Source organism: Desulfoscipio geothermicus DSM 3669 (assembly GCF_900115975.1).
Lineage (GTDB): Bacteria > Bacillota > Desulfotomaculia > Desulfotomaculales > Desulfallaceae > Desulfoscipio > Desulfoscipio geothermicus.
In genome coordinates this window covers 1-20,406 of record NZ_FOYM01000012.1, presented here as the reverse complement: position 1 = coordinate 20,406, position 20,406 = coordinate 1, and the positions used below count along the sequence as shown (strand labels likewise).

The following is a 20,406-nucleotide window of genomic DNA, read 5'->3' as shown; positions in this document are numbered from 1 at the left end:
CAAACACTCAGGGGGGTGTATGGATGGGCTTTAAGGACATTGAGAAAAGAGCTCGGGATTATGCAGAAAAAATGAGTGAAAGCAGAAAAAAGGAACAGGAACATAGCGAGCTGATTGCAGCGGAAGATCAGGATAAAACGGAATAATATTTATCTTGACCGGAACCCTTAACCGGAAAGCGGCAAAAGGGTTCCTTTTTATTTTCAGTTTCATTTGCCGGCAGAGAAGCGTGACGGGATAAGTTATTTTTAATTTACGCAAGTTACCATTAAGATGTCATTTTCAGCATTCCGGCAGAAATATATTTAATTAGGGACAATGTTATAATAAAATAAAAATATATTATATAATGAAAATATAATATATTTAGAAAATTCATAAAAAGGGGGTGAGCCTGGCTTTATAAGGCTTGTTTTTGTCAATCCGTCAACTACTTGAGTAATAGACCTAACAGTAAAAGATAAGAATAATTTTTATTTTATATCGCCGGGGAGGATATTTTTTTATGGAAAAAAATAAAGTAGGTACCGGTTTAATACCACCGCACGTAAGAAAATTTATCGACTGGGCGGCGGAGGATACCGAAGGGTTCTGGGGGCATGCCGCCGAACAAGCCATGAGCGAAATTAAGTGGTTTAAAAAGTGGGATCAGGTATTTCAATGGGATTATCCCACCTTCCGGTGGTTTATCGGTGGACAAACAAATATCAGCTATAACTGCCTGGATTATAATATTGAAAAGGGCCGGGCCGGCCGGGCGGCCATCGTTGCCGAGTCCGGGGAAACGGGCGAGGTAAGGACGGTGACCTATGCCCAGCTTTTCGAGTTGGTCAAGCAATACGCCCGGGCGTTGCGGGGCCTGGGGGTTAAAAAAGGCGACCGGGTGGCTGTTTACATGCCCACCGGTATCGAATCCGTGGCGGCCATGCTGGCCTGCGCCCGGGTAGGGGCCATCCATGTGGTTATTTTCGCCGGTTTTTCATCCAATGCCGTGGCCGACCGCTTGCAAATTTCCGGCGCCCGGTACGTGCTGGCCCAGGATGAAGGTTCCAGGCGGGGCAAGCCCGTGGAACTCAAGCCCATTGTCGATGAGGGAATTGCCAAGTGCCCGCCCGACCTGATTCAAAAGGTGGTTGTGCTGCGTAAGAACCCCGACCGGGAGTATCCCATGACCGAAGGGCGGGATATTTACTGGGACGAGTTCCTGGCCGGCGGCGAGGGACAGAGTGACGCATACGAGATTATGGACTCCAACGACCCGCTGTTCCTGCTGCCCACCTCCGGCACCACGGCCAAGCCCAAGGTAACGGTGCAAAAACACGGTGGATACCAGATCTATATTTATAGCATGGGCAAATGGATTTACGGCCTGCGGGACAGCGATGTTTGGTTCTGCACATCCGATATCGGGTGGATTGTGGGGCACAGCTACAACGTGTACTGCCCGCTGCTGACCGGCTGCACCACTGTACTCTACGAAGGCACACCGGACTACCCCAACAAGGATATGTGGTGGAGCGTGGCTTCCCGTAACAAGGCTACGGCGCTGTGGCTGTCTCCCACCGGTGTGCGCGGGCTGATGCGTTTGGGCATTGATGAAGCGCGCAAGCACGACCTGAGTTCGGTGGAGAGAATATTCTGCGCCGGAGAAGTATTGAACCCGCCGGCCTGGTCCTGGCTGCAGGAGCAGGTCTTTGAAAACAAGGTTCCGGTTATGGACCACATGTGGCAGACCGAGACCTCCGGGCCCATTTTCGCCAACCCCTACGGCCTGGGCATAATACCCATTAAACCGGGATCGGCGCATATTCCGGTGCCCGGCGTGGTGGCCGAGGTATTGGACGAAAAGGACGGCAATCCGCTGCCGCCCGGCGAAAAGGGCGTTGTGGTCATTAAAAAGCCGTTCCCGGGTCTTGTTTCCACCCTGTGGGGCGACCCCGAAGGCTACCTGTACAATTACTGGGAACGCCTGCCCGTGACCAAGGGCAAGTACCTTTGCGGCGATGCCGCGTACATGGACGAGGACGGGTATATCTTCTTTGCCGGCCGGTCTGACGAGGTCATTAAAATTGCCGCGCACCGGATCGGCACCGTGGAAGTGGAAAGCGCCCTGATCGGTCACCCGGCGGTGGTGGAGGCCGGTGTGTCCGGGGTGCCTGACGAGTTGCGGGGCGAGGTGGCCTGTGCCTTCGTGGTGCTCAAGCAGGGCTATGAGCCCTCGGAAGAAATGAAAAAGGAACTGATCGCCCACGTGCGCAATACTATGGGCGCCATTGTGGTGATGAGGGATATCCAGTTCGTGGGCACGCTGCCAAAGACCCGTTCCGGCAAGATCATGCGTCGGGTAATGAAGACCCTCTGGTCCGGCAAGGAACTGGGCGACCTGTCCACCATCGAAGAAGAGGCTTCCATTGCGGAAATCAAAGAAGCCATAGACAAGATGAAAGGATAAAACTGTGTGAAAAGCCCCAGCTTTTGGGGCTTTTTTTATTTAGCGGCTATTGATCATGTGAAAATTATTTGTATTGGCACCCGCACCCCGGTGGTCATGCCCCAGCGCGTAACCCCGGAATTGTGCTGCATCATTCAAAGACATCACCCCGTTTGGCTCAATATGTATACGGGAAGATTTTTAAATAATTGTCATATAGGCGGCAGATTTGAGGATATGAATTTATGGGTTAAGCGCTGAAGGGCGAATATAACTTTCCCGGTTTGTTTACAGGATATATAAAGTATATTACAATGGGCTAAGGTGTGAAGAAAACCGTATTACTAAGATCGTCCAATTTTTTTTATCCAAACAAGCAACTTATTTATTGAAATACAGTTGCCACCAACCTTAAAATTATTGCAAAATGATTGGTAGCGGCAAGTAATAATAATAAATTTTTTCAGGGGAGGTGGATGCCGTTAATAAGTGATTTTTTAATCATCAAACTAACTGAAAATAAATTAAAAGGAGATGAAATTATTTTGCAAAAATTTAAGTGGGTGTTTATGCTGGCAGTGCTCGTAATGGGGATTGCGTTACTGACCGCGGGTTGCGGTGGTAAGCAGGAACCTGCGGGTGAAAGCCAAGAACAGGGTCAGATGGCGGAAAAAGCCAAGTTTACTTACGCCATGAGCGGGCTGTACAAGCCCTTTAATTACAAGGAAGGCGGAAAGCTGGTCGGGTTTGATGTGGAAATCGGCGCTGAAATTGCCAGGCGCATGGGTATGGAACCAAACCCGGTGACCAACCCCTGGGAAACCATCATTCAGGGCTTGAAGGCAGGTAAATACGACGCCATTATCGGCAGTATGGCCATAACGGAAGAGCGTAAAGAACAGGTTGACTTTTCACGGCCCTATTATCGCTCGGGCGCCCAGGTATTTGTCAGCGCCGATAACGATACCATAAAGAGCGCGGGCGATATTAAAAGCAAGAAAATTGGTGTCGTAAAGGCCAGTACCTTCCGGGATGTGGCCCTCGAGTATACCGGTGAGGACAAGGTTATCGGCTACGACAGCGACGTCGTCGCCCTGCAGGACCTGACCACCGGTCGCATTGACGCCGTTATCACCGATCAGATGGTTGGTTTTCGGGCTATGAAGGACGGACTGGAGATTAAAGATGTGGGCGAGCCACTGTGGGTGGATGAGATGGCCATTCCCGTCAGAAAGGGTGATGCCGAACTGTTGAACAAAATCAACGCCGCCCTGGAAGAAATGATCGAGGACGGTACCTACGAAGAAATCAGCAATAAGTGGTTCGGCCGCAGTATTCTGGGCGAGTAAGTTATATTGGCTGGGGTGCGTTTTCTTTAAACGTACCCCTAGCTTGTTCAGCCATACTTAAACAATTGACTGCTATGGTATTGCCCATAAGCGAACGACTTGCGTAGCGCCGGTAATCCGGTCCGAAGTAAGCCGTGGTGCGCATCACGCGCGAAGCATTGGAGTGAGCGCTCTAGCAATACCACAGCTTTAGATAGTTATAACAAGTAGAGGTGACGGAATGACGGCAATCTACGAAATATTCATGGAAAACGCCGCAGCTTTTATGCAAGCAACGACAGTTACATTAAAACTGACCTTTGTTTCGCTATTACTGGCTATGTTGATCGGTCTGGTTTTTGCGTTTTTTAAAATATCCGGCAACCGCGTGCTGTACGGCATCGCCCAGTTATATATCACCGTTATCCGGGGCACGCCGCTGATCGTACAGTTGATGTTCCTGTATTTCGGCATTATCAAAATCGTGGTGCTCCCTGCCTTCTGGGCGGGTTCCCTGGCGCTGGCCATCCACGCCGGAGCCTACATTGCAGAAATATTTCGCGGTACTATTCAATCCATTGACCGGGGGCAGATGGAGGCCGCCCGTTCGCTGGGTATGAGTTATCCGCTGGCCATGCGGCGCATTATTCTGCCCCAGGCCTTCAAGCGGGCCATCCCGCCCCTGGGCAACCAGTTTATCATCGGCCTCAAAGATTCCTCCCTGGTAGCCTATCTCGGGGTAGCTGAAATATACGGCACGGCCCTTTACGCCCAGGCGGAAAACTTTCAGCCCTTTGAAACCTACCTGGTGGCGGGATTTTATTACTTGGTGCTGGTGATCATATTTACTTTCCTGGTTAATAAGTTGGAACTGAAATTAAACGTTGAGAACGGGGGGGATGCCAAGTGATAAAAATAAAGGGTCTGAATAAATATTTTGGTTCGCTGCATGTTTTAAAGGATGTTGATTTTGCTGTGGATAAAAGCAATGTGGTGGTCCTGATAGGGGCCAGCGGTTCCGGAAAAAGTACGCTATTAAGGTGTATCAACTTTTTGGAGTTGAACGACAGCGGCCGGGTGGAGATTATGGGCAAAAGCGTGGACCCCAAAAAGGATGACTTAAATAAAATACGCCAGGACGTGGGGATGGTTTTTCAGCATTTCAACCTGTTTCCGCATAAGACGGTGCTGGAAAACGTGATCGAAGCACCCATTTTTGTAAAAAAAATGCCCAGGCAGGAGGCAGTGGAAACGGCCTCGTATCTCCTGGAAAAAGTGGGCCTGTCGGATAAGGCGGATGTTTACCCCTGCCAGCTTTCCGGCGGCCAAAAACAGCGGGTGGCCATTGCCCGGGCACTGGCCATGAATCCCAAAATCATGTTGTTTGACGAACCCACTTCGGCGTTAGACCCGGAACTGGTGGGAGAAGTATTGCAGGTCATGAAGGAGTTGGCCAGGGAAGGCATGACGATGGTGGTGGTCACCCACGAGATGGGTTTTGCCAAGGAAGTGGCGGATGCGGTTTTCTTTATGGATGAGGGCAAAATTGTTGAGGAGGGTAAACCTTGTGAAATATTCACCAACCCACAGCACGTACGCACCCAGGAATTTTTAGGCCAGGTGCTGGCGTAGGTGGTTGGATAAAAATTGGCACCGGAGAAATAATAAAAAAGCCGCCGGTTCTATGTACGGTGGCTTTTTTATTATGCCCCGGGGTGATCAAGTTTTGAAAGAGACCGTTCAACAGGAGAAAGTGTCCCTGAAAAAATTATTTCTGGCCATGTCCAACCGTATATTCCGTAAGATGCTGCGATTTATAAAGAGGCTGCTGACCTGTCTGGTAATAATTTTTAGTCCGGTAATTATCTGGGTTATTTTATCCCTGAACAGGGAGCTGATTGTGATTATCGCCAATTCCCAATGGCTGTCCGGTATTTTCCCCAGTTTGTTTGCCACCCTGGGGGAGCACGTCAATAAGCCGGAATTTGCCAGGGGATTCAACGATGCCGCCCTTGGGGGGCTGTTAACCCTTTTTGGCGTTATTGTGACGGTCTGGTATTACCAGGTGATCAGGATACAGGAAGTGACCGAAAAAAGGTTGTTTGTCATTGATGAATTGCTGGAAGAACTGAAAAAAAACCGGCATATTGTCAATGACCTGTTGCAAGGAAAAACGGAAAAATACAAGTCTGGGAGTAAAAATAAAAAAGGGTCCATTTTTACTACTGAAGCATGGCATAAAATGGGGGCTGACGTCGCTTTGCTGCCCAGACGCCTGCACTTGCGGCTGAGTGTGCTGTACGCCGGTTTGAATCGCTGCTCAAGCGCCGACGGTTACTGGAAAAATCAAGCCACCATTGATCGTATAGACGGCATTATTTCGGATCTGCACAGGTACAGGAGCACCCTGTGCAAATCAGACATTGCTTGAAGGGTTGTGTTTGAAGAACAAATGAGCATTAAAGTCAATATGCCAAAAATATTAAAAAATATGTGACAGCGATGGTGGTACTGAAAAGGAGACAGCTTAAAATGGCTGTCTCCTTTTAGTAGTGTCTTACTTGCCGATCCACTCGTTTACTTTGTCCTGGTTGTTCTTAATCCATTTTTGGGCCGCTTCATCGGGGCTCATACCGCCCTGAATGTCCAGCATGACAGCTTCCATGTCGGCGGGCGCCCAGTGGAAATCATCGAGCATTCTATAAACTTCGGGCATGTCTTCTTTCAGGCCTGGGCGGACGATGGTGGCGATATGCTCTTCACCGCCGTAGATACCCTTGGGGTCTTCCAGGTATTTAAGGTCCCACTTGGCGAACTTCCAGTGAGGCGTCCAGCCGGTAACCACAATCCAATCGTTGTTGTCGATGGCTTTTTTCAGGGATGCGGCCATGGCGGCGCTGCTGCTGTCCTGCAGCTTGAAGTCCAGTCCGTAATCCTGGATGGCCTTTTCCGTGGCCCGCATGATACCGGCACCGGGCTCAATGCCGGTTATTTTACCGTCAAACTTTTCCTTGACGCTGTTCATTTCTTCGATTGAGTTAATGGTTACGTACTCGGGCACCACCAGGCCGATTTTGGCCCCTTCCAGGTTGGGTCCCAGGTTGTCAACTTTGTCTTTGACTTTTTCGTAATAATCCTTGTGGGTGCCGGGCAGCCAGGCCGAAACAATAGCGTCAAAATCACCGTCGCCGATGCCGGTCCACATCACGCCGGCGTCCACGGCCACTGTTTCTACATCATACCCCATGTCTATCAAGACATTCTTTACCACGTGGGTGCTGGCAATTTCGGAATCCCACTCAACGTAGCCAAGGGTTACCTTGCCTTTGCCTTCCTTGGCCCCTTCGCCGCCTTCTTTCTTTTCCTCGCCGCCCTGGGCGCAGCCGAACAGCACCGCTGTCAGCATGGCGAGCACTGCCATGAGGGACAGTACCTTAAACAGCTTTTTCATTTTTATCCTCCTTTTTCTTGAATTTTACAAAAAGGGAACTTTATGCTTTCCCTTTATTGGTAAAACTTTGGGTGATCCTGTCCAGGATAATGGCGATTATTACAATGGCCAGACCTCCTTCAAAGCCAACGGGAATATCCAGGCGCTGAATGCCGCGCAGCACCTCCGAACCCAGACCGCCGGCGCCGATCATGGCTGCGATAACCACCATGGAGAGGGAAAGCATGATGCACTGGTTTACCCCCGCCATGATGGTGGGCATGGCCACCGGTAACTGGACTTTATACAGTTTTTGCGATTCGGTGGAGCCGAACGCCTCGGCGGCTTCCACCAGTTCCACCGGCACCTGCCGGATGCCCAGGCCGGTGAGCCTGATGGCCGGCGGCATGGCAAACACCACCGTGGCCACAAGGCCGGGTACGGTGCCGATATCGAAGAAGAATACCGCCGGAATCAGGTAAACAAAGGGCGGCATGGTCTGCATGAAGTCGAGCACGGGCATGACTATTTTGTGCACGGTGTTGTTGCGGGCCGTCCAGATCCCCAGGGGGATGCCTGCGATCAATGCCACAATGGTGGCTGAAATAACCATGGCCAGGGTATTCATGGACGGCTCCCATATGCGCAGGTCATAAATGAGCAGCAACCCCAGCGCCGTGCCGATGGCGGTTTTACGGTCGGCCAAAAACCAGACCAGCGCCAGGGCTGCAATAATGATTACCCAGGCCGGTGGGGTTAATAAGATTAATGTCAGGCTGCTGACGATAAAATTAATAACCACCACAATGGCGTCGAAAAGCGGCGTCAAATTGTTTTGCGCCCAGATTACTATCAGGTCAACCCATTCTCCAATTGGAATTTTAGGCAACATCCTGCCCGTTATCCCCCTTTCGCACCATGCCGGCCAGCACGGCGCCCCGTACAATAATGCCTTTCAAGTGGTTTTGCTCGTCCACCACCGCAATGGGGTACCTGGACTCCGCTATGATGGGGATCAAGTCAGTAAGCGGGGTGTCGGGGGATACCCGGGGGATATCCTTGATAATTATTTCGTCCAGATGATCTTGATGTGCCTCCACGGCGTTCAGGGCATCTTCGGCCATTACCAGGCCGGACAATTTTCTGTCCCGGGTGACTACGAATATACTGGATATACCGTTTTCCTTCATCCGGCGCATGGCCTGGCGGGGACCGTCTTTCAGGGTGACCACGGCATCCGGTTTTTTCATTACCCCTTCGGCGGTGAGCACCTTGGACATGTCCACGTCTTCCACGAATTTTTCCACGTATTCGTTGGCCGGGTTGGTCAGGATTTCTTCCGAAGTGCCGATTTGAATAATGGCCCCGTCTTTCATCAGCGCGATGCGGTCGCCTATCTTCAAGGCTTCATCCAAGTCGTGGGTAACAAAAATGATGGTTTTGTTCAGGGTGGCCTGCAGGGAGAGCAGCTCATCCTGCATACCCTTTCTGATCAACGGGTCCAGGGCGCTGAAGGCTTCATCCATCAGCAGAATGTCCGGGTCGCTGGCCAGCGCCCGGGCCAAGCCCACCCTTTGCTGCATTCCGCCGCTGAGTTGGGAGGGCATGCTGTTTTCCCACTCTTTTAGTCCCACCACTTCCAGTACCCGGCGGGCTTTCTCCAGTCTTTCTTCCTTTTCCATCCCCTGCACTTCCAAACCGTAAGCCACGTTGTCCACTACCGTGCGATGGGGGAACAGGGCAAAACGCTGAAAAACCATGCCTAATTTATTTCGGCGTATTTGGCGCAGTTTTTTATCATCAACGCCGGTAATCTCTTCGCCGTCGATCAGTATTTTGCCGTCGGTGGGTTCAATTAACCGGTTGAGGCAGCGCAGCAGGGTTGACTTACCGCTGCCGGACAGGCCCATCAAGACAAATGTTTCACCTTCCTGAACCTCAAAAGAAATATTGTATACCCCTACGGTGCACCTGGTAGCTTCCAAAATTTCTTGCTTGCTTTTACCTTCCTCCAGCATTTTCAGTGCTTTACCGGGGTTATCGCCGAAAATTTTAACCAGGTTCTCCACTATAACTTTAGCCATGTTGTATTCAGCCTTTCCGGTACAAATTTTAAATGAAGATTTGTATTTATTATTTTAAGAAGGTTTAATTTTTATTTTGCCATTCTGACATCTTTATCAATTCTTTGTCAAGTCAAGCAAACTAAAAATAAAAGAGAAGTTGTTGGCTGTACGGTTAATTGTATCAAACAGTAAATTAATTGTCCATATTATTGCAGTTTTTTTGACCGTCAATGAATATTGACATGGTTTTGACATGTTACTATAATTAACATAAATAAAATAAAGACCTTCAGGGACCGGTGAAATTCCGTACCGGCGGTAAGGAGTATTCCAAGCCCGCGAGCCCTTGATGGGTTGATCCGGTGCAATTCCGGAGCCGACAGTATAGTCTGGATGGGAGAAGGTTGTTTTGCCGCAAGGTGTATTATGCCCGTATGGGTAACATGTGTCTTGCCGGTTTTTTCCTTATGGTTGAATGCCCTGAAGAATTATTTTTTCTTCAGGGTTTTGTAATGCTATGGGCAAAGAAGGTGGGCAGTTGAAAGACGCAGACAAATATTACATGCAGATGGCTCTGGACCTGGCGGCCAAAGCGATGGGGCGCACCAGCCCCAATCCCATGGTGGGCGCCGTGGTGGTACGCGGCGGTGAAGTGGTCGGCAGGGGGTACCATGCCCGGGCCGGGACCCCGCACGCCGAGGTGCATGCGCTGCGGGAAGCGGGAAACAGTGCCAGGGGCGCAACTTTATACGTCACCCTGGAGCCATGCTGTCACCACGGGCGCACCGGTCCCTGCACCGAGGCGGTGATTGAGGCCGGGATAAGCAGGGTGGTGTTGGCCATGTCCGACCCCAACCCGCTGGTGGCCGGCAAGGGCGTGCAAAGACTGCGGGAAGCCGGGCTGCAGGTGGAAACCGGCGTGCTGGAGGAAGCATCCCGCAAACTTAATGAAGTATTTATTAAATATATAACCACCCGCCTACCCTTTGTCGTGTTAAAAACGGCGATGAGCCTGGACGGTAAGATAGCCACCGCCGGGGGTGAATCGCAGTGGATCACCGGCCCCTATTCCCGGGAATACGTTCACCACCTGCGGGACCGTTATGACGCTATCCTGGTGGGGGTGGGCACGGTGCTGGCCGATAACCCGTCGCTGACCGCCAGATTGCCCTCTGGCGGAGGCAGGGACCCGGTGCGGGTCATCCTGGACTCCCGCGCCAGGACCCCGCAGAACGCCAAAGTGGTCACCCAGGCGTCCCGGGCCCCGACCATTATAGTTACTACGCCCGGGGCGCCGCCGGAAAGGGTGCGGGCATTGCAGGAAGCCGGCGCTGAAATCATCGAGGTACCCCGGGAGGACGCCGGGGTAAATCTGGCGCTGCTGCTGCGGGAACTGGGCCGCCGGGAAATCACCGGCGTACTGGTGGAAGGGGGCGCTCGCATAAATGGCTCATTTGTAAAAGCCAACCTGGTGGATAAGGTGTACTGGTTCATGGCTCCCAAAATCATCGGCGGCGCCGAAGCACCGGGGCCGGTGGGCGGGTCGGGGTTTTCCCGCTTAAACGATGCGCTACAGGTGCAAGACATCACCATTTACCGCTTTGGAGAAGATATTTGCCTGGAAGGATACGCGAAATAAACGGAGTGGTTGATTATGTTTACCGGACTGGTAGAGGAAAAGGGCAAACTTATTTCGCTGCGCCGGGGCGCTGATTCGGCACACTTGAAAATCGGGGCCCGCCTGATTATGGGCGGCATGCAAACCGGTGACAGCATCGCCGTCAATGGGGTGTGCCTGACGGTTACCACCTTCGATGAGGGCACCTTTACCGCCGATGTAATGGCGGAAACGCTGGCCAAGACCAACCTGGGCGAATTGCAGGCCGGCGACCGGGTTAACCTGGAGCGGGCCATGCGGCTTGGCGACCGCCTGGGCGGGCACTTGGTAAGCGGCCATATCGACGGAGTGGGAACCATTATTAAGAAGGAACGACACGATATAGCCACATTAATAACCGTTGCCGCCCCTTTAGCGGTGATGCGCTACATTATCAAAAAGGGCTCGGTGGCCGTGGACGGAACCAGCCTGACCGTAGTGGATTTCAACGAGGACTCTTTCCAGGTTTCCCTCATTCCCCATACCGCGCATGCCACGGTCCTGGGGGAGAAAAAGCCGGGCGACCGGGTCAACCTGGAAGGGGATATGATCGGCAAGTATGTGGAACGCTGGCTCGGGGCGCGGCAGCGGGAAGAAGGCGAAAAAGCGCCGTCAAAAGGGCTTACCGCCGATCTGTTGGCCGAGCACGGGTTTGTGTAAGAAGGATCGACCCCCACGCCCCGGTGTAAAGTTACCGCATTCAAGCGACGATAAAATCCAGGGAAGGAATGAAAAATATGCCGTTTAGCACAATTGAAGAAGCTATTGAAGATATCAGACAGGGCAAAATGTTGGTGGTAGTTGACGACGAAGACCGGGAAAACGAAGGCGACCTGATTATGGCCGCGGAAAAGGTCACTCCGGAAGCCATCGCCTTTATGGCCACCTACGGCCGGGGACTCATTTGCATGCCCATTGTCGGGTCCCGGTTGGACGAGTTGGACCTGCAGGCTATGGTTACCAACAACACCGACCCCCACGGCACCGCTTTTACCGTGTCCGTTGACTACAAGGAAACCACTACCGGGATTTCGGCGCATGAGCGGGCGGCCACCGTGCGGGCCATCCTTGACCCCGACACCAAGCCGGATGACCTCAGGCGTCCGGGGCATATTTTTCCGCTACGGGCCAAAGAAGGCGGCGTATTGCGGCGGGCCGGGCACACTGAAGCGGCGGTGGACTTAACCCGGCTGGCCGGCCTGTATCCGGCGGGCGTTATTTGCGAAATTATGAAAGACGACGGAACCATGGCCCGGGTCCCCGAGTTGATTGAATTTTGCAAGACCCACGGGCTGAAGCTGGTAACCATCGCCGATCTGATCGAATACCGGCGCCACCACGAAAAATTGATCCGCCGGGTAGACTCAGCCAAGCTGCCCACCAGTTACGGCCATTTCGTGGCCGTGGCCTACGAGAGCCTGCTGGATAAAAAAGAACATATCGCTCTGGTCAAGGGTAATCTGAGCAGCGTCGAAGCGCCGCTGGTCCGGGTGCACTCCGAATGCCTCACCGGCGACGTTTTCGGCTCGGCCCGCTGTGACTGCGGCGACCAGCTGGCCCGGGCGCTGGAAATGATTGAAAAGGAAGGCGTCGGGGTACTGCTCTATATGCGGCAGGAAGGTCGGGGCATCGGTCTTTCCAATAAAATCAGGGCATACAGGTTGCAGGACCAGGGCAAGGATACGGTGGAGGCCAACGAGGCGCTGGGATTTCCCGCCGATTTGCGCGACTACGGTATCGGAGCCCAGATACTGGCTGACCTGGGACTGAGCAAAATCAGGCTGATGACCAACAATCCCAGGAAAATCGCCGGGCTTGAGGGGCACGGTCTGGAAGTGGTGGGCCGGGTGCCCATAGAAATCTGCCCGAAGCGGGAAAATAAATTCTACCTCAGCACCAAGAAGCGCAAGTTGGGTCATTTGCTTTCCATTGAAGATGTGAGCAAAAAGTCGTCTTAAAAAATAACGAAATAGTTGTAAGAGGAGAGGATCGAGTTGCCAAAACATTATGAAGGTCACCTGGTGGGCAAGGGCTTAAAATTCGGCATTGTGGTGGGCCGGTTTAACGAATTTATCACCAGCAAGCTGCTTTCGGGGGCGCTGGACGCCTTGCACAGGCACGGCGTGGATGAACAGGACGTGGAAGTGGCCTGGGTGCCCGGAGCCTTTGAAATCCCCATGGTGGCTCGGCGCATGGTGGGTTTGAACAAATACGATGCGGTAATTTGCCTGGGGGCGGTGATTCGCGGCGCTACGCCACACTTTGACTACGTTGCCGCCGAGGTATCCAAGGGGATAGCCAAGGTGGGGCTGGATTACGGCACCCCGACCATTTTCGGAATCATCACCGCCGATACCATTGAACAGGCCGTGGAACGGGCGGGGACCAAGGCTGGGAACAAGGGCTGGGATGCGGCGGTTACCGCCATTGAAATGGCCAATCTGACCAGGGTACTGGGCGCCTAAAAACCGGATTGCGGCATTTGAGGGAGTGGAAATGGATATAAAAACACTGCAAAACCTGGCTGAAGTGGCGGCGTATAAAACAGAGCCCCGGCGGCGGTTGTTTTCCGCCAACCATGAGGAAATCGCCCGCGGGCTGACTACCGATATTTACTTTATTCGCACCAGGGAAATTCTCAGGCACATGGGGCTGGAAAAAACTCAGGTGACGGCGGAGATTTTCACCGGCGGGTCCGGCGTGCTGGCCGGGACGACGGAAGTTAAAAACTTGCTGGCCGGGTTGCCCGTGGAAGTTTGGGCACTGCCCGAAGGGGCGCAAATTGAAGAGAAACAGGTAGTAATGCGCATTACCGGTGCCTACGACGTATTCGGCATTTATGAAACCGCTGTCTTAGGCGCCCTGGCCAGTTCCAGCGGCTGGGCGACGGCGGCCAGGAGGTGCCGCGAAGCGGCCAGGGACAAAAGGGTGGTCTGCTTTGGCGCCCGGCACGTGCACCCGGCGGTGGCACCTGTGATGGAAAGGGCGGCCATTATCGGGGGCGCAGACGGGGCGAGCTGCATACTGGGGGCTAAGCTGGCCGGGCAGGAACCCCTGGGTACGGTGCCCCATGCCGTGATGTTAATTGTCGGCGACACTGTGGAAGTGGCCCGGGTTTACCAGCAAATCATGCCGCCTGATGCGCCTGTGATCATACTGGTGGATACTTTTAAGGATGAGGCCGAGGAATCGCTGCGGGTGGCCGAGGCGCTGGGGGATAAATTGCAGGGCGTCAGGTTGGATACGGCCGGCGAACGGGGGGGCGTCACCCCGGGGCTGGTGCGTGAGGTCATGGCCCGCCTGGCGCAGGCCGGTTACCCGCAGGTTAAAATATTCGTATCCGGTGGTATTACCCCCGAGCGCATCCCGCTTTTAATTGAGGCGGGCGCCGACGCCTTCGGCGTGGGCAGTTACATTTCCGGCGCCCGGGCCATCGATATGACCATGGACATCAAGGCGGTCAACGGCCGCCCGGTGGCCAAGCGGGGCAGGATACCCGGTCTTACCGACGCGCCGGATCTTCAACGGATAATATAAAAAAAGGGGACTGGCTCCGTAAAAGGGGGACAGGCACCGATTCACAAAACGAATCGGAGCCAGTCCCCTTTTACGGTGCTGGCAAAAAAAAAGGGGAACAGGCACCTTTTTCAAAAGCGAAAAAGGAGCCAGTCCCCTTTTTTTTGCCTTATCCCTTTTTTTTATTTAAAACTGTTGATAAAATTATATAGCCCGCTGCACTTTACCGCTGCGGAGGCACCTGGTGCAAACCATGACGCGGCGCGGTGCGCCGTCCACGATAGCTTTAACCCTTTGCAGGTTGGGCGCCCAGGTTTTTTTGGTGCGGATATGGGAGTGGCTGACTTTCATGCCGACGGCAACTCCTTTGCCGCAAACTGCGCATTTCCTGGCCATATTCAACACCTCCTCTTTACAACAACACTTTTACATTTTATCAGATCCGGGCATGCTCTGCAAGAAGATCTTGACATTGGGAATTTGGGAGAAATGTAAAATGGGTAATACGCATGTTGACGATCCTTATACCACTCCGGTCAAATACGTAAAAAAAATAGGGCCGCGCCGCGCGGAGCAACTGGGCCGGTTGAAGATATTCACCGTACATGACTTGCTATACCATTTCCCCCGGGAATACTTGGACCGTAGCAAATTGGTTTCCCCCTTTGACCGGCCCGGCGGTGAAACGGTGACGGTGGCCGGCCGGGTGCTGACCGGCCAGGACACCCGCCCGCGTAAAAATTTAACCCTTACCAAAGTGGCCGTGGATTCTCCGCAAGGTGTTTTCTATGCTGTATGGTTCAACCAACCACATGTAAAAAAGTTGTTGAAACCGGGCCTCAGGGTGCTGCTTAGCGGTAAGCTGGAACGGGGATTCGGGGCGGTACAAGTGCAGGTGCAGGATTTTGAAATAATAACGGGTGATGGCGCTGCGCTGCACGCCGGGCGCATTGTGCCGGTGTACCCGGCCACGGCCGGAGTTACGCAGCGGATGCTGCGGTTCTTTGTACACGCCGCCTTGGAACGGTGGGGAAACAGTTACCGGGAATTTTTACCTCGGCGGCTGGTAGAAGGGGAGAACCTGCCGGAACTGCCCGAGGCGCTTTGGCAGATTCATTTTCCGGAGAACAGCACCGAAGCGGAACGGGCGCGGCGGCGCTTCATTTATGAGGAATTATTTCTGTTTCAATTGCGACTGGCCATGTTGCGAAACAATTACGTCAAGATGGAAAAGCCACATCGTTATGTTATAGGGCGAAAACTACATGAGCAGTATCTGGCCGGTTTGCCTTTTGCACTTACGGGTGCGCAGGAAAGGGTGGTGGCTGAAATCATGGCGGACATGGACAGTCCCCACCCGATGAACCGGCTGCTGCAGGGCGATGTGGGGTCGGGTAAAACGGTGGTGGCGGTATTGACCCTGCTGCGGGCGGTGGAAAGCGGCCTGCAGGGGGCGTTTATGGCCCCCACCGAAGTGCTGGCGGAACAACATTATCTGTCCCTGTCCCGGTCGCTTGCGCCGTTGGGCGTGCGGGTGGCTTACCTGGGCGGCGGCATGCCGGGGAAGGAGCGCCGGGCCTTGCTGGAACAGGTCGCTGCCGGGGAAATACCCGTGGTGGTGGGCACCCAGGCCCTGCTGCAAGAGGATGTGGAGTTCCATAAATTGGCCGTGGTGGTTATAGATGAGCAGCACCGTTTTGGTGTCAGGCAGCGGGGCGCCCTACAGCAAAAGGGGGCATGCCCGGACGTGCTGATTATGACCGCCACGCCTATCCCGAGGACCCTGTCCATGACTGTTTACGGTGACCTGGATATTTCGGTGATCGACGCACTACCCCCCGGGCGGCAGCCCATCCGCACATATTTCGTGGCCCCGGAAGAATTGCCCCGGGTATATGAATTTGTGGCAAAGCAGGTGGCGGCGGGACGCCAGGCCTACGTGGTATGTCCGCTGGTGGAGGAATCGGAAAATCTGGACCTGCAGGCAGCGAAAGATTTGTACCGGTGCCTGGCGGATGAGGAATTGCGCGGGTGCCGGGTGGGCCTACTGCACGGGCGCATGAAAAGAAACGAAAAGGAGCAGGTGATGTATGACTTCCGTGCCGGGCAAATTGACGTGCTGGTCAGTACAACGGTGATCGAAGTGGGGGTGGACGTACCCAACGCCACCGTGATGGTAATTATTGATGCCGACCGGTTCGGGCTGGCGCAGCTGCATCAACTTCGGGGCCGGGTGGGCCGGGGCGGTGGGCCTTCGCACTGTATCCTGGCGGCCCGCCTGCGTTCCAGAGAGGCGGCGGAGCGGATCAAGGCCATGAAGGCCAGCCAGGACGGGTTTTACCTGGCCGAGAGGGACCTGCAAATCCGGGGGCCGGGCGATATGGCCGGCGTAAAACAGTCCGGCGTGCCCGAGTTCAGGCTGGCGGATTTATTGCGGGACCGCGACCTGCTGGCGGCGGCCCGCAGCCGGGCCATGGCGGTAATCCGTTCCGACCCCGCGCTTACCGCGGAAGAAAACCTGCCGCTCAAGTTTTACCTGCAGCGCGAAGAACGCAGCCGGAGAAGTTATTATCACATTAGTTAGCAGTCAAAACAAAAACATTTTTATCTTTTGCTAACTTTGCCACGTTATTATCTAAAATAATGTCATAAACCAAACGGGGCAAAATGTACCTCACATAAATGGTTAAAAAAAAAACAATACTACTTCTAACCTAAAAACAAGGAGGTGAAAGCATGGCTGAAGGACAAAGGACCAACAAGAAACTGATCCCGCAAGCTTCCGCGGGTATGGAGCAGTTCAAGTGGGAAACCGCCAGGGAACTGGGCATTCAAGTACCCCAGGGTGGATACATGGGTGACCTGCCTTCCAGGATCAACGGAGCTATTGGCGGTAACATGGTCAAGAAAATGATCGCCGCCTACGAGCAGAGCCTGGCCCAGGGGCAGCAGCCTCCCACTCCGCAGGTAACCAATCAGAACCCCACTCCCTAGTGGTTGAGTAGATTTAACAATTAAAAAGCCTCTGTCAGGTGGTCGTTTTTTAGCGGTTTTGTACAAGGTCACCTGACAGAGGGCTTTACCAAACAAGCGGCTTTTAGGACCGCTTGTTTTTGCGCTTACGTCAATGTAGGTAATAAGCATAATCCTGGGGACTGATCCCGGGGTGCATGGCCATATTGATACTGCCGGCAATAATTTGGGCGGTGTCCTCTATTAAAGTGTCAATTTCTTTCGGCGTGACCGTCAGGTTGCCCCCGAAGGGTTCCAGAACCTTTTTAATGGCCAGGCTGGCGTCTCCAAGCTGCCCACCCGTACTCTGGATGTATTTTTCTATGGCGTCCTGGGCGATGACGGCGGCCAGGGTGACGGTAGGCACCCCGATGGCAATGACCCTTACTCCCATGGTTTCCTGATTAATGCCGGCCCGCTTGTTGCCGATGCCGGAACCGGGGTTGATGCCGGTGTCGGCCAACTGGATGGTGGTGGAAATGCGTTCTACGCTGCGCGCGGCCAGTGAATCAATGGCAATGATCAGGGCCGGGCGGGTTTTTTCCACCACGCCGCGGATAATTTCCGCCGTCTCGATGCCGGTAAGTCCCAGCACGCCGGGTGCCAGTGCGCTTACCGGGCGCATGCCGCCCTGTAATTCCTGGGGGGCATAGTTAAAAAGATGCCGCGTTACCAGGCACTTGTCCACCACCCGGGGTCCCAGCGCGTCCGGCGTGGCGTTCCAGTTACCCAGCCCCACTATCAGGACATTTGATTCCATGGGCAGGTCGATCATTTTTTTCAACTGTTCCGCCAGGATTTCCGTAACTTCCTTGTGCGCCTGCTGGTTGTTCTGCTTGATAACGGGCGCTTCCACGGTTACGTATGTGCCCACCGGCTTACCCATGATGGTCTGGGCCGCTTCATCCTCGATATGTACGATGGTTACGTTGGCGTTGTCATAAGATTCCCGGTCCATGCGTACGCCTGGAATTTCCTGGCCTGTTTCGCCGCGGATAATTTCCCGGGCTTCCAGGGCCAGGTCAAGGGTAATCCCCATTTTATTCAAAAATTTACTGTCCAATTTAATGTCACTCCTCTTGCCGTACTGTTTGGAAATCCCGTTTATGCTTACTTCATCAATTTAAAAATTATATTTACCCTTTTCGGTAATTATATGCAGGTTTATTAGGTAAAAATAGAGCATGATAATGTTTGAAGTATATCAAAAATCGATTTTTTCAGTGCTTTATGATATAATTAAGTAGTTTATGGAAAGGTGGAGAATTTTTGCGCGTTATTGCCGGAATCGCCAAAAAAAGGCGGCTTAAATCACCGGGAAAATTGCCGGTCAGGCCTACGGCGGACCGGGTGAAGGAGTCGCTGTTCAACATCCTGGGCAGCCGGCTGCCCGGCAGTATTTTTGCTGACCTTTACGCCGGGACCGGCGGGGTGGGCATTGAGGCGCTCAGCCGCGGTGCCGGCAAAGTGGTTTTTGTGGAAAAGAATCTGCCGGTGGCGCGTATTTTAATGGAGAATATAGCATTGACCGGCCTGCAGGCCGGGGCTGAAATAATCACCCGGGATGTTGAAGCAGCACTGAAAATATTGTCACGGCAGCATATAACTTTTGATATTATTTTTGCCGACCCGCCGTACCGGCAGGGACAGGCGGCCAGGGTATTGAATATTTTAAGTAAAGTCCCCGTGCTGCGCAAAAACGGTATCCTGGTGCTGGAAATTGCAGCAAACGAAAATATACCCGAAAAAGCGGGCGCGTTTACAATGTGGCGTCGGGAAAAGTACGGGGATACGGCGCTTGTATTCTGCAAACCCGATACAGAGGAGGACATGTTTTGCGAATAGCAGTTTACCCGGGCAGTTTTGATCCAGTAACCAACGGCCATCTGGATATCATTGAGCGTGCGGCTGTTTTATTTGATAGATTAATTGTTGCAGTATCATTAAATCCGGGTAAAAAACCTCTTTTTACGGTTGAAGAGCGTTTGGACATGCTCAAGGAAGTGACGCAGCCTTTTTACAATGTAGTAATTGATACTTTTAACGGGCTGACGGTGAACTATGCCAAAGAAAAAGAAGCCCAGGCCATCATCAGGGGCCTGCGGGCCATATCCGATTTTGAAAATGAGTTTATGATGGCCCTTACCAATAAGAAGCTGCAAACATCTGTAGAAACCATTTTTCTTATGACCAGGGCGGAATTTTCCTTCATCAGTTCCAGTGCCGTCAAGGAAGTGGCTTATTTTGGCGGCTGTGTCAAGGATATGGTGCCACCGGTTATCCGGGAACGGTTGCAGAGTAAATTCAAATCCAGATAACGGGCGGGGAGGGATCCGTTGTGGAGTTGTTTAATGTATTAAATGAGCTGGAGGAATTAATCGAGAGCAGCCCCAAAGTTCCCATGACCAAGCGGGTTTTGGTAGACGAGGACAGGTTGCTTGACTACCTGGATCGCATCAGAACATCCTTGCCGGAAGAATTGCGCCAGGCCCGGTGGGTCATCCAGGAAAGGGACAAAGTGATCAACGATTCCAAGCGCGAGGCGCTGCGTATTATTGAGGACGCGGAAAAACACCTGGAGAAACAGGCCGTAGAGTCCGAGATTATGCGTAAGGCCCAGGAAATGGCCGATGAGATCCGGTTGCGCAATGAAGAAGTAGCCCGGCAAATAAAGCAGGGTGCCAGGGATTATGCCGATGATATCCTGGCCGGGCTGGAGGATAAGTTGAATAATATTTTGCAACAGATTCAGGCGGGCCGGGACGAACTGCGGGGGATGAAAACCGAATAAAAAAGGGGACAGACTTTCATGCCGCTATCGCGGCACCAACAGAGGATGAAAAGCGTGCAGGTCGGGTTGTTCCCCGCTGCGTTCAAAATCTCCGCGTCGACGGGACTAAGGTTCGCTTCGGGCCGAATTTGGCGGTCCTGCATAATGCGCAGAACGGGTAGTTATACTGGGTCAT

At 53.1% G+C, this 20,406-nt stretch carries 21 protein-coding genes and 1 riboswitch; of the genes, 16 read left to right on the top strand and 5 right to left on the bottom strand.

Annotated elements, in window-relative coordinates:
• Positions 1-23 precede the first annotated feature (23 nt).
• From BM299_RS20205 to BM299_RS08580, 6 genes are all read left to right on the top strand, one after another.
• Positions 24-146, top strand: coding sequence for a hypothetical protein (locus BM299_RS20205; RefSeq protein ID WP_281246365.1), 123 nt, complete (start codon positions 24-26; stop codon positions 144-146).
• Positions 147-505: 359 nt separating this feature from the next.
• Positions 506-2,452, top strand: a complete 1,947-nt coding sequence (locus tag BM299_RS08605; RefSeq protein WP_092483069.1) for an acetate--CoA ligase — start codon at positions 506-508, stop codon at positions 2,450-2,452.
• A 455-nt stretch (positions 2,453-2,907) separates the two neighbouring features.
• Entirely contained in the window at positions 2,908-3,780 is an 873-nt protein-coding gene (locus tag BM299_RS08595) for an ABC transporter substrate-binding protein (protein WP_207545159.1), read from the top strand.
• A 220-nt stretch (positions 3,781-4,000) separates the two neighbouring features.
• Complete coding sequence (locus tag BM299_RS08590) at positions 4,001-4,669, top strand: amino acid ABC transporter permease (RefSeq protein WP_092483067.1); 669 nt, start codon at positions 4,001-4,003, stop codon at positions 4,667-4,669.
• Positions 4,666-5,391, top strand: coding sequence for an amino acid ABC transporter ATP-binding protein (locus tag BM299_RS08585; protein ID WP_092483066.1), 726 nt, complete (start codon positions 4,666-4,668; stop codon positions 5,389-5,391). Before BM299_RS08590 ends, BM299_RS08585 begins: the two co-directional genes overlap by 4 nt.
• Positions 5,392-5,485: 94 nt before the next feature.
• Positions 5,486-6,190 (top strand): hypothetical protein, encoded by a 705-nt coding sequence (locus tag BM299_RS08580; RefSeq protein WP_131820624.1) that lies wholly within the window; start codon positions 5,486-5,488, stop codon positions 6,188-6,190.
• Positions 6,191-6,316: 126 nt separating this feature from the next.
• Here BM299_RS08580 and BM299_RS08575 read toward each other — a convergent pair whose 3' ends face one another.
• From BM299_RS08575 to BM299_RS08565, 3 genes are read right to left on the bottom strand one after another with little or no spacing between them, the layout of a single operon-like run.
• Positions 6,317-7,210 (bottom strand): glycine betaine ABC transporter substrate-binding protein, encoded by an 894-nt coding sequence (locus BM299_RS08575; protein WP_092483064.1) that lies wholly within the window; start codon positions 7,208-7,210, stop codon positions 6,317-6,319.
• Positions 7,211-7,250: 40 nt separating this feature from the next.
• The gene (locus BM299_RS08570) at positions 7,251-8,081 is read right to left on the bottom strand and encodes an ABC transporter permease (RefSeq protein WP_092483063.1); all 831 of its coding nucleotides are present in this window, start codon (positions 8,079-8,081) and stop codon (positions 7,251-7,253) included.
• Positions 8,071-9,273, bottom strand: a complete 1,203-nt coding sequence (locus BM299_RS08565; protein WP_092483062.1) for a quaternary amine ABC transporter ATP-binding protein — start codon at positions 9,271-9,273, stop codon at positions 8,071-8,073. The genes BM299_RS08570 and BM299_RS08565 overlap by 11 nt, the downstream gene beginning before the upstream one ends.
• A gap of 263 nt (positions 9,274-9,536) precedes the next feature.
• A riboswitch (FMN riboswitch) is annotated at positions 9,537-9,664 on the top strand.
• Between the two features lie 108 nt (positions 9,665-9,772).
• Here BM299_RS08565 and ribD point away from each other — a divergent pair.
• From ribD to BM299_RS08540, 5 genes are all read left to right on the top strand, one after another.
• Positions 9,773-10,894, top strand: a complete 1,122-nt coding sequence (gene ribD / locus BM299_RS08560) for a bifunctional diaminohydroxyphosphoribosylaminopyrimidine deaminase/5-amino-6-(5-phosphoribosylamino)uracil reductase RibD (RefSeq protein WP_092483061.1) — start codon at positions 9,773-9,775, stop codon at positions 10,892-10,894.
• A gap of 15 nt (positions 10,895-10,909) precedes the next feature.
• Positions 10,910-11,572: a riboflavin synthase gene (locus BM299_RS08555; protein ID WP_092483060.1), complete on the top strand. Its 663-nt coding sequence runs from the start codon at positions 10,910-10,912 to the stop codon at positions 11,570-11,572.
• A 77-nt stretch (positions 11,573-11,649) separates the two neighbouring features.
• A complete protein-coding gene (locus tag BM299_RS08550; RefSeq protein WP_092483194.1) occupies positions 11,650-12,870 on the top strand; it encodes a bifunctional 3,4-dihydroxy-2-butanone-4-phosphate synthase/GTP cyclohydrolase II in 1,221 nt (406 codons plus the stop codon).
• Between the two features lie 36 nt (positions 12,871-12,906).
• Positions 12,907-13,377 carry a 6,7-dimethyl-8-ribityllumazine synthase gene (gene ribH, locus BM299_RS08545; protein WP_092483059.1) on the top strand — a complete coding sequence of 157 codons (471 nt, stop codon included), beginning with the start codon at positions 12,907-12,909 and terminating at the stop codon, positions 13,375-13,377.
• A 31-nt stretch (positions 13,378-13,408) separates the two neighbouring features.
• Complete coding sequence (locus BM299_RS08540) at positions 13,409-14,449, top strand: nicotinate phosphoribosyltransferase (protein WP_207545158.1); 1,041 nt, start codon at positions 13,409-13,411, stop codon at positions 14,447-14,449.
• Between the two features lie 183 nt (positions 14,450-14,632).
• On the opposite strand, the gene rpmB is transcribed toward BM299_RS08540, so the two are convergent.
• Positions 14,633-14,824 (bottom strand): 50S ribosomal protein L28, encoded by a 192-nt coding sequence (gene rpmB, locus BM299_RS08535; protein ID WP_092483058.1) that lies wholly within the window; start codon positions 14,822-14,824, stop codon positions 14,633-14,635.
• A 100-nt stretch (positions 14,825-14,924) separates the two neighbouring features.
• Here rpmB and recG point away from each other — a divergent pair, with 100 nt between their 5' ends.
• Together recG and BM299_RS08525 are read left to right on the top strand one after the other, a co-directional pair.
• Positions 14,925-17,012, top strand: a complete 2,088-nt coding sequence (recG, locus tag BM299_RS08530; protein WP_092483057.1) for an ATP-dependent DNA helicase RecG — start codon at positions 14,925-14,927, stop codon at positions 17,010-17,012.
• A 152-nt stretch (positions 17,013-17,164) separates the two neighbouring features.
• Positions 17,165-17,422: an alpha/beta-type small acid-soluble spore protein gene (locus BM299_RS08525; RefSeq protein WP_092483056.1), complete on the top strand. Its 258-nt coding sequence runs from the start codon at positions 17,165-17,167 to the stop codon at positions 17,420-17,422.
• 130 nt (positions 17,423-17,552) lie between these two features.
• Here BM299_RS08525 and gpr read toward each other — a convergent pair whose 3' ends face one another.
• Positions 17,553-18,503 (bottom strand): GPR endopeptidase, encoded by a 951-nt coding sequence (gene gpr / locus BM299_RS08520; RefSeq protein WP_425429481.1) that lies wholly within the window; start codon positions 18,501-18,503, stop codon positions 17,553-17,555.
• 206 nt (positions 18,504-18,709) lie between these two features.
• On the opposite strand from gpr, the gene rsmD reads away from it, so the two are divergent.
• From rsmD to BM299_RS08505, 3 genes are read left to right on the top strand one after another with little or no spacing between them, the layout of a single operon-like run.
• Positions 18,710-19,285, top strand: a complete 576-nt coding sequence (gene rsmD / locus BM299_RS08515) for a 16S rRNA (guanine(966)-N(2))-methyltransferase RsmD (protein WP_092483055.1) — start codon at positions 18,710-18,712, stop codon at positions 19,283-19,285.
• Positions 19,276-19,758 carry a pantetheine-phosphate adenylyltransferase gene (coaD, locus tag BM299_RS08510; protein WP_092483054.1) on the top strand — a complete coding sequence of 161 codons (483 nt, stop codon included), beginning with the start codon at positions 19,276-19,278 and terminating at the stop codon, positions 19,756-19,758. Before rsmD ends, coaD begins: the two co-directional genes overlap by 10 nt.
• 20 nt (positions 19,759-19,778) lie before the next feature.
• Positions 19,779-20,231 (top strand): ATPase, encoded by a 453-nt coding sequence (locus BM299_RS08505; protein ID WP_092483053.1) that lies wholly within the window; start codon positions 19,779-19,781, stop codon positions 20,229-20,231.
• The last annotated feature ends 175 nt before the right edge of the window (positions 20,232-20,406 follow it).